General features: G+C 40.2%; 11 protein-coding genes. 2 read left to right on the top strand and 9 right to left on the bottom strand.

Annotated elements, in window-relative coordinates; genetic code table 11:
- Nucleotides 1-84: 84 nt before the first annotated feature.
- On the top strand, nt 85-819 hold the full coding sequence (locus tag HMPREF2983_RS04160; RefSeq protein ID WP_070667002.1) for a hypothetical protein: 735 nt from the start codon (nt 85-87) through the stop codon (nt 817-819).
- 77 nt (nt 820-896) lie between these two features.
- Nucleotides 897-1,925 carry a toprim domain-containing protein gene (locus HMPREF2983_RS04155; RefSeq protein WP_070667012.1) on the top strand — a complete coding sequence of 343 codons (1,029 nt, stop codon included), beginning with the start codon at nt 897-899 and terminating at the stop codon, nt 1,923-1,925.
- Nucleotides 1,926-2,041: 116 nt separating this feature from the next.
- Here HMPREF2983_RS04155 and HMPREF2983_RS04150 read toward each other — a convergent pair whose 3' ends face one another.
- The 9 genes from HMPREF2983_RS04150 to HMPREF2983_RS04115 form a co-directional block, all read right to left on the bottom strand.
- Nucleotides 2,042-2,401, bottom strand: coding sequence for a hypothetical protein (locus HMPREF2983_RS04150; protein WP_004345402.1), 360 nt, complete (start codon nt 2,399-2,401; stop codon nt 2,042-2,044).
- Between the two features lie 10 nt (nt 2,402-2,411).
- On the bottom strand, nt 2,412-3,191 hold the full coding sequence (locus HMPREF2983_RS04145; RefSeq protein WP_070667000.1) for a ParA family protein: 780 nt from the start codon (nt 3,189-3,191) through the stop codon (nt 2,412-2,414).
- Nucleotides 3,192-3,383: 192 nt separating this feature from the next.
- Nucleotides 3,384-3,629: a hypothetical protein gene (locus HMPREF2983_RS04140; RefSeq protein WP_070666998.1), complete on the bottom strand. Its 246-nt coding sequence runs from the start codon at nt 3,627-3,629 to the stop codon at nt 3,384-3,386.
- Nucleotides 3,630-3,640: 11 nt separating this feature from the next.
- Entirely contained in the window at nt 3,641-3,808 is a 168-nt protein-coding gene (locus HMPREF2983_RS13950; RefSeq protein ID WP_004377534.1) for a hypothetical protein, read from the bottom strand.
- 25 nt (nt 3,809-3,833) lie between these two features.
- A complete protein-coding gene (locus HMPREF2983_RS04135; RefSeq protein ID WP_070666996.1) occupies nt 3,834-5,429 on the bottom strand; it encodes a DNA cytosine methyltransferase in 1,596 nt (531 codons plus the stop codon).
- Between the two features lie 3 nt (nt 5,430-5,432).
- Nucleotides 5,433-5,774, bottom strand: a complete 342-nt coding sequence (locus HMPREF2983_RS04130; protein WP_246829344.1) for a hypothetical protein — start codon at nt 5,772-5,774, stop codon at nt 5,433-5,435.
- A 51-nt stretch (nt 5,775-5,825) separates the two neighbouring features.
- A complete protein-coding gene (locus HMPREF2983_RS04125; protein WP_083316671.1) occupies nt 5,826-6,362 on the bottom strand; it encodes an SAM-dependent methyltransferase in 537 nt (178 codons plus the stop codon).
- Nucleotides 6,352-6,639, bottom strand: a complete 288-nt coding sequence (locus tag HMPREF2983_RS04120) for a hypothetical protein (RefSeq protein ID WP_070666994.1) — start codon at nt 6,637-6,639, stop codon at nt 6,352-6,354. The genes HMPREF2983_RS04125 and HMPREF2983_RS04120 overlap by 11 nt, the downstream gene beginning before the upstream one ends.
- A complete protein-coding gene (locus tag HMPREF2983_RS04115) occupies nt 6,636-7,238 on the bottom strand; it encodes a MerR family transcriptional regulator (protein ID WP_070666992.1) in 603 nt (200 codons plus the stop codon). Before HMPREF2983_RS04115 ends, HMPREF2983_RS04120 begins: the two co-directional genes overlap by 4 nt.
- Nucleotide 7,239: the final 1 nt, after the last annotated feature.

Raw genomic sequence — 7,239 nt, 5'->3', positions numbered from 1 at the left:
GTTGAGAATCGGGATGCCCAGAATAAATAACAAACTTCATAAATTATAAAAAGGTGAGACACACCGTAAAAACTGCCAAAAATCATGATGAATTCAAATGTACTTTCAGCAATTAAAGAAAACTACTATTTCAACAATAACATGAAAGAGATTTCTTTCAAAGAGTACCTTGAAAATGAGGCTGAGAACGACCCAAACTTCTTTTACGGACTCTTCGAGAATGAAGATTACGAGCAGAAGTGGGACTCTGTTTTATCTGAAGAAGATAGAGAAGAGTGGGATGATTTGCTCAACAAGGCTAACGATATTTGGCACAAAATGCTTGGAGACGAAGAGGAGGAGCAGCGTGCACGTATTAAATTTCAATTTGAAGATTTATTCGGCGGTAAAGATATAGAGGATTTCCGCGAGCTTGTTCAAAATCTGTATAACTACGATGATTTTAGCAAACAAAAATCTGATGTAATTGATATGAACTATATCGACGAAGAGGAATATAAAGAAATAGTAAAAGAGGCTATCGCTGAATATATCGAGAACAACGATACAAAAGTAGATGTAAAAGAGTTAGGCGATACAGACGTTGTTGAAGACGGAAATAACAGCTTTACTTATAAAGGTGAAGAGTATCAAGGCTTCGATAGCTCGGACGGCGGTGACTTCAATTGCACAAGTTGTGAAAACTTTGATTTAATCTATGGGGCGGTGCTGGAGGCTAACTGCGAGGATAAGGAAGAATTAACAATGTACCTATGTGGTATGAATTTCGTCTACAAGAATATGGTAGATGATGTAATGTACAAATTCTATTTCAAATAATATTAAACCTAATGCTGCTCTATCGGCAAGACGGGAAATATTATCAACAATCAAATTTATATTTCAATAAGATAAAAATGAACGAAAGACAACAAATTCTTTATCTGACAGGTGGTGGACTGGATGTGTTTACACATTACTTAGGCGATGTATGCCTGAAGAGAATCTTTAAAAATCCCTTCAGGGAAGACAGCCGCCCGTCATGCCATCTGTATGCGAATAAAAACACATACGGACAAGTGGAGTATTATTTACAGGATTTTGGCGATAGCAGCTTCTGTGGCAACTGCTTTGCCATTGTGGCCAGACTGTGCAATATGAATGCAAAGACTGCATTTAAGGATATCCTGAAGGTGATAGACAAAGAGCTTTGCCTGGGATTGTTCAATAATCCATTTCCACAAACAGAAACCATCTATAAACGACTTGTAAAGAGACAGAAACCGGAGACTTCCTCCGCACTTTCATTCCAATACAAGGAAAAGCCTTTTACCATGGAGGAACTGTGTTTTTGGCAGCGTTATGGAATTGATCAGGATACGCTGGACCACTATCATGTTGCAAGCCTTTCGGCATGCAGAATGTTAAAAGAGAATGGAAAGGAATTTACTGTTTATGGAACAGCAAAGTATCCGACTTTTGGATACCTCTTTAATAACAATGATGGCATCAAAATCTATTCTCCCTGCTCCAAAAACAGATTTCTCTATGCTGGTGTCCTTCCTAAACCATATATTTTCGGCTGGAAACAGCTGCCGGCACAAGGAGAATATGTCTTTATCACAGGTGGCGAGAAAGATGTCATGTCGCTGGCAGCACATGGGTTCCATGCGATATGCCTGAATAGCGAGACTGCCAAGCTCCCTGACAGTCTTATGCAACAACTTGTCGGAAGGTTCCGGACAATTGTTATCCTTTATGATATGGATGCAACAGGACAAAGTGAGTCGAAAAAGCGAGTACAGGAATATACTGGAAAATATAATGTAAGAAGAGTCCTGCTTCCTCTTTCTGGTGAAAAATCGGAAAAGGACATCAGTGATTTCTTCCGTCTGGGGCACACCGCAGAACAATTAGCTACTATCCTGAATAGTGAAAGACTATAAATTCCATATTATGTATTCTGGTATTTCTGCTTGCATAAACATACAAGGACGAGTGACCATTACTGATTGCTCGTCCTTCTTATGTGTACTAAAGATGGTAGTATGGACTTCCTGCCTTAACGAAAGATATTGTCTATATTGCCTTTGTTAATCTTTTTAGGTCGCACCGCCCCATGCGTCTCTTCATATTTAGATATAACCATGTCAAGACCTAAGGTAATAAGTTCATTGATTTGAATACCCTCTGTTTCTGATATGGTACGTATCTTATTCATGACGTTCTTATCGACGGAGGTACATATTCTTTCCTTTGAACCACCTTTAGATATCGGTTTATCCCCTGGGATGGATGTTACTTTCTCCTTTGAATTGGAGCTTGGATTTGGCTGGTGATTATCTTCCGGAGTTGTACTCCTGACAGAAGTAAGTCCTTCCAAAAGACTGCTCATGGAGTTTTTGTTAATACCTTTGCTCATAAATGTAAATTTATAGGTTCTTTGTCCTGTCTAAAAGTTCTCCTACGAAAGCCTTGTAATCAGCAGCTCCGTTGCTCTTCGGATCATAGTCAACAATATTGACGGCTTCCAGAGGAGCTTCGGCAATCTTGATGTTCTTTCGGATCTTGGTGTGGAACACTTTATCGCCAAGCTTGGTCCTAAGACCATCCTCGATCTGTCTGCTCAAATTGGATTTTTCCCAGCGAGTGAGGAGAATACCGGTAATCTCAATTTTTGGATTTAGCTTCTGCTTTACCATTCTAACAAAATCGCTGATCATAGTAAGCCCCTGGAAAGGCAGTACTTCTGCAAGTAGAGGTATTACAACCAAATCTGATGCCGTAACTGCGTTAAGAGTAAGAAGACCCAAAGACGGTGGACAATCTATCAGAATATAGTCATAGTCCGCCTTCTTACCTTTTAATATGTCTGCGAGGATGTGTTCTCTTGCCATGACAGAAGAGAGTTCAAGATCAGCAGATGCTAAACGCAATGAAGATGGAACGATGTCAAGATTTTCTGCTATCGGATAGACTGCCAGATTGTAAGCTGCTCCCCTGCAAGAGGCGGAAAGAGCATCATAGATAGTCTGGTCTACTTGATTATCTTTTAACAGGGAGGTTGTGAGATTACTTTGTGCATCCATGTCCACCACCAAAACCTTGTTTCCCATAGAGGCAAGGATAGAGCCAACACTGGCAGTAGTGGTAGTCTTGCCAACCCCTCCTTTGTGGTTGGCAAACGAGATGATTTTTGCTTGCTTTGTCATATCTGTCAATTTATGTTTGTATGTCCGACTATACGTATTGTCATATTGTTGTATTTACTTATGCCTGTATAGTTGTATATACAGCTATACAGCTGCAAATATAAGTATAATATTTTATCTCGCAAAACTTTTTATTATAATTATTTCGTAAAACAGAATTTTGTTTGTTTCGCGTATTGATACGGTTAATTTCTAAAATTCATCTTTATTCTTATAATATTTATCTATATACTTGAAAATCCAGGGAAGCAGGTTGGCAAGGAAGAACTTGCATACCCTTTTCACTTTATATAGATACAGGCGGAAGCCTTTTGCAGGATTTTCGCATGGCTTATCTAAAATCAGCAGCAACAATAAACATGTGGCAAGATAATAGAAAGCTGTACCATGGGAAGAGTCATTAACTTTCGGGACTGTTGCTTTATTGTTTGAATTCATAAACTTTATTTTTATAATTGTTCTGTTGCTTCAACCAGTGCCGGACGGATACGCTCCAATAAATTTCTTGCGTGTTCGACACGTGGGTCTTTCCTATCAGATGTATGTTGGGTATAGTCCGATAAAAGTTTCTCAACAATAGCAAGTTCACCCCATTCTGTTATTTCAACTTTTGTCATCGTCTTGTGATTTTAATATTGATTTCTATATTGCTATTGCCTTGGAAATAAGAGCTGTGCAAAGCGACTCGCAGAGTACCCTGCTCATGTTCACTTCAACGGCATTGCCGATATACTTCTTCTGTTCGGCCTGGGTTCCCACAAGGATATAATTGTCAGGGAAACCCATGATGCGTTTCAGCTCATTTATATTCAACATGCGCATCTTGATGTCTATGATTCCGTACATGCCCATGAACTCCTTTATCTTGCAAGTCATTTCACTGTCCGTTTCAAATATCCTTATACCGATACCTTTTTCTGTGGAGATAAGGTAAGGGGGCATCTTATCCATCCGAGCAATCAAAGTGAAGCACGGCTTATTGATATCTCCACCTGCAGAGTTGAACTGTGGGTTCATCAAGAAGCAGTCAACTACTTTTTGCTTCGGTGTTGTCAATACTGCAGGGCAAGGTGCATCAATGCTGGAAAGTTGACCACCAGCGGAATATTCATTTGCTAAAAAACGACTTGAAACCAATCCCAGCCTGTCTTTTGTGGTAAGCGTAGGGCATGGCGATTCAACAGAATGGTTCCCTCCATTACCATAGTAAGCAGTAACAAAGAAATGGTGATCCTTAGTGGTGACAGTTCCGGCAGGAATGTCTATCGATTGGTTCTTGGAATACGGGTCTCCACTGAATGCCTTGGATATGAAGCTGACATTGGCAATCCCCAGACGGTTTTGGCAAGCGACAGTTGGGCAAGGCTCGTCAATTCCAGGAGCTGTGTATTTTCCTGTCTGGTTCATTGAATTATACTTAACAAGAAAGGTTTCCTTTCCACCGGCGACGAATTTGATTAGTCCTGCGTAAATTCGCTTTAAGGTTTTCTCGCATAGTGGCTTCTTCCTGTCAAAGATGCTTTGACCTGAATCATCCATGTCAAGCACTTCCCTGACAGGCTTCCATTTCTTGTAGGTATGAAACATGCCACTATCACCATTCTTAGAAAAGGTAGGTACAGGAAATGCTATGGGAAGTCCTTTCTTCGCAAATTGACCGAAAAACCTCTTGCGCGAGGTATATGCGCCGAAATCGGCGGCATTCAGCAAACGCCAGTCATAATGATAGCCGTAAGAGATAACTTTATTTGTCCAACGAATATAGCTGCATCCTTTTAACTTCGAGATAGGGTGTCCTTTATCGTCCATGTCCCCCCAGCTCATAAACTCTTCCACATTTTCAATCTGTATGTAGTCAGGGTTTAGTTGCTCGATATAACGGAAAAGATGTTCTGCAAGCGTCCGGCTGTCTGCATCGCGTGGTTGGCCGCCTTTGGCCTTGCTGAAGTTGGTGCATTCAAGTGAAGCCCATAGGACAACTAAAGCCGACGGATATTTCATTCTCATTCTATTCAAATGGGCTGTAAGACCGGTAAGGTCAAGTGTGCGAATATCCTCGGTGAAGTGTAATGTGTCGGGGTGGTTTGCCTGATGCGACGCGATTGCATTCGCATCATGGTTGACACAAGCGACCACCCTCGCACACTTTGTTCCATCTAACTTTGCATCTTCAACACCGGTGGAAGTTCCACCGGCTCCGCAGAATAAGTCTATATAGAGTAATTTGATGTTTTCCATTTGCTATTCTATATTACCCTCTACCTTGTAACCTTTATTCCGAAGATATGTGGCGATATACTCATCATCACCAACATCTTTAAGTACGTCAAAAAGATAACCTTTTACATACTTGGCAATAGATTCTGGAGAGGCCAGGTCTACATGCTTTGATATGAACTTGCATTTCTTGGTCCTACCTAATTGCTCAAACTCGTATTCTAATCCTTTAGAATTGGTACCTTCAAACAATTCAGATATATCACCTTGATGATACAACTTCCCGTTAATATCCATTGCCGTGCCATCACAGTAGTATTGCCTTAGCTCTACCACCTCACCTGTCTTTCTAAGTTTTGCTTTCATAATTTAAATGCTATTTGATTAGCACAAGTCGATGCCGTTGTGTGGCTATTTTTATTTATTGCAATCTTCTTTCATGAAACAAATCCAATGAGTATTGGAACGTTTGCCCGATGGATGCCCAAAAATAGGCGTCTCCGAGGTAAGTTTCAAAATTTCTGATACCTTGATGTCTGTTTCATTCCATTTGAATATTAAGAATCCTCCAGGCATTAATACTCGAAAGCATTCTGCAAAGCCTTTTCGCAAGACTTCTTTCCAGTCTGCATTGCCAAGAGCACCATACTTTATCATTTGGTAGCCTGTTACCTTGTTCTTTGGACTTGGTTCATTATATATATCGCATGTCTTACAGTTCTCAATACTTCTTGATAAGTGTGGAGGGTCAAAAACGACCATGCGGAAGCTATTGGCTGGGTATGGCATGTTTGTGAAGTCGGCCTGAACATCGGGGTTTACCTCGAAGTGCCTTCCGTCACATAATGTTGTCTCCATCTTTCTTATATCCTGAAACAAAACCCTATCATCATGCTTATCGAAGTAAAACATCTTACCTCCGCAACAGGCATCAAGGATTGGGCTATTTATCATATTTGTTTTCTTTTTTATTAAACATATTTTTACAGGTATCCTCTGCTGTTTTACGAGCTTCTTTCTTAGTTACATACTTATCTTTTTCTTTAGTTGTTTCATCATTCTCACCGTGAAAAGCCATTTCAAAAATAAAATACCAAAAAAGAAAGAATGGTATTGATGTACCCCATACAAAACGGTTTGTGTATATAATCCAGCCTAAATCCATTGTTGCCAATGATAACAACAGATATGTAACAATCACTGCGCTTATAACAAAAAGTAAATGTTTCATTTCATACCCTCCAATATTTTTAGAACATCACTATAACGATATAACTCACGGCGGGAAGTAATCCTTGTGGGGACAAGAAATCCTTTCCTTGCCCATTTTCTAAGGGTAGAATAATCAACAAGTAACAGGGACGCTGTTTCGCTTTTTGTCAAGAGCATGGGCTGTCCTTTATGTTGCTTGACCCTACGTTCGAGGTCGAGAAGTTCTTGACGTCGTTCCAGCACGTTGTAAATATCAGTTGAAAGGGTAGCAACTTTGCGAGCTTGCTCTTCATTCACCGCTCTAAGACTGTCTCTAATCTCTGCCAGCGACATATCAACCAATCCTTGGAACATATTTGGAAGTTGCTCTTGCAACTTTTCTATCAGCTTGTTGGCTTTGGCTACCGCGAGAGTCTGCTGCATTGCGCGATCTTCCCTAAATCCCATTTCTTCATGAAAGCACATGAATACGAAGAAATATAAGAATAGAAAGAGTGGTATTACCGCTATCCATATCCAAGGAGTGTTGTGCACACACCACATCAAATCCAATGTTGCCAGCGATATTAAGAGGTAGGTAATAATGGCAGCACCTATAAAAAGATATATATGTTTCATT

The sequence above is a fragment of the Prevotella sp. HMSC077E09 genome (assembly GCF_001814685.1).
Taxonomy (GTDB): Bacteria; Bacteroidota; Bacteroidia; order Bacteroidales; family Bacteroidaceae; genus Prevotella; species Prevotella oris.
The sequence above is the reverse complement of the archived record's forward strand: the minus strand, read 5'-3'. Positions and strand labels throughout refer to the sequence as shown.

What these genes read in the sequence shown, in the direction of transcription:
- HMPREF2983_RS04160 (WP_070667002.1), top strand. Translation starts at nt 85, where the DNA reads ATGATGAATTCAAATGTACTTTCAGCAATTAAAGAAAACTACTATTTC.
- HMPREF2983_RS04155 (WP_070667012.1), top strand. Translation starts at nt 897, where the DNA reads ATGAACGAAAGACAACAAATTCTTTATCTGACAGGTGGTGGACTGGAT.
- HMPREF2983_RS04150 (WP_004345402.1), bottom strand. Translation starts at nt 2,401, where the DNA reads ATGAGCAAAGGTATTAACAAAAACTCCATGAGCAGTCTTTTGGAAGGA.
- HMPREF2983_RS04145 (WP_070667000.1), bottom strand. Translation starts at nt 3,191, where the DNA reads ATGACAAAGCAAGCAAAAATCATCTCGTTTGCCAACCACAAAGGAGGG.
- HMPREF2983_RS04140 (WP_070666998.1), bottom strand. Translation starts at nt 3,629, where the DNA reads ATGAATTCAAACAATAAAGCAACAGTCCCGAAAGTTAATGACTCTTCC.
- HMPREF2983_RS13950 (WP_004377534.1), bottom strand. Translation starts at nt 3,808, where the DNA reads ATGACAAAAGTTGAAATAACAGAATGGGGTGAACTTGCTATTGTTGAG.
- HMPREF2983_RS04135 (WP_070666996.1), bottom strand. Translation starts at nt 5,429, where the DNA reads ATGGAAAACATCAAATTACTCTATATAGACTTATTCTGCGGAGCCGGT.
- HMPREF2983_RS04130 (WP_246829344.1), bottom strand. Translation starts at nt 5,774, where the DNA reads ATGAAAGCAAAACTTAGAAAGACAGGTGAGGTGGTAGAGCTAAGGCAA.
- HMPREF2983_RS04125 (WP_083316671.1), bottom strand. Translation starts at nt 6,362, where the DNA reads ATGATAAATAGCCCAATCCTTGATGCCTGTTGCGGAGGTAAGATGTTT.
- HMPREF2983_RS04120 (WP_070666994.1), bottom strand. Translation starts at nt 6,639, where the DNA reads ATGAAACATTTACTTTTTGTTATAAGCGCAGTGATTGTTACATATCTG.
- HMPREF2983_RS04115 (WP_070666992.1), bottom strand. Translation starts at nt 7,238, where the DNA reads ATGAAACATATATATCTTTTTATAGGTGCTGCCATTATTACCTACCTC.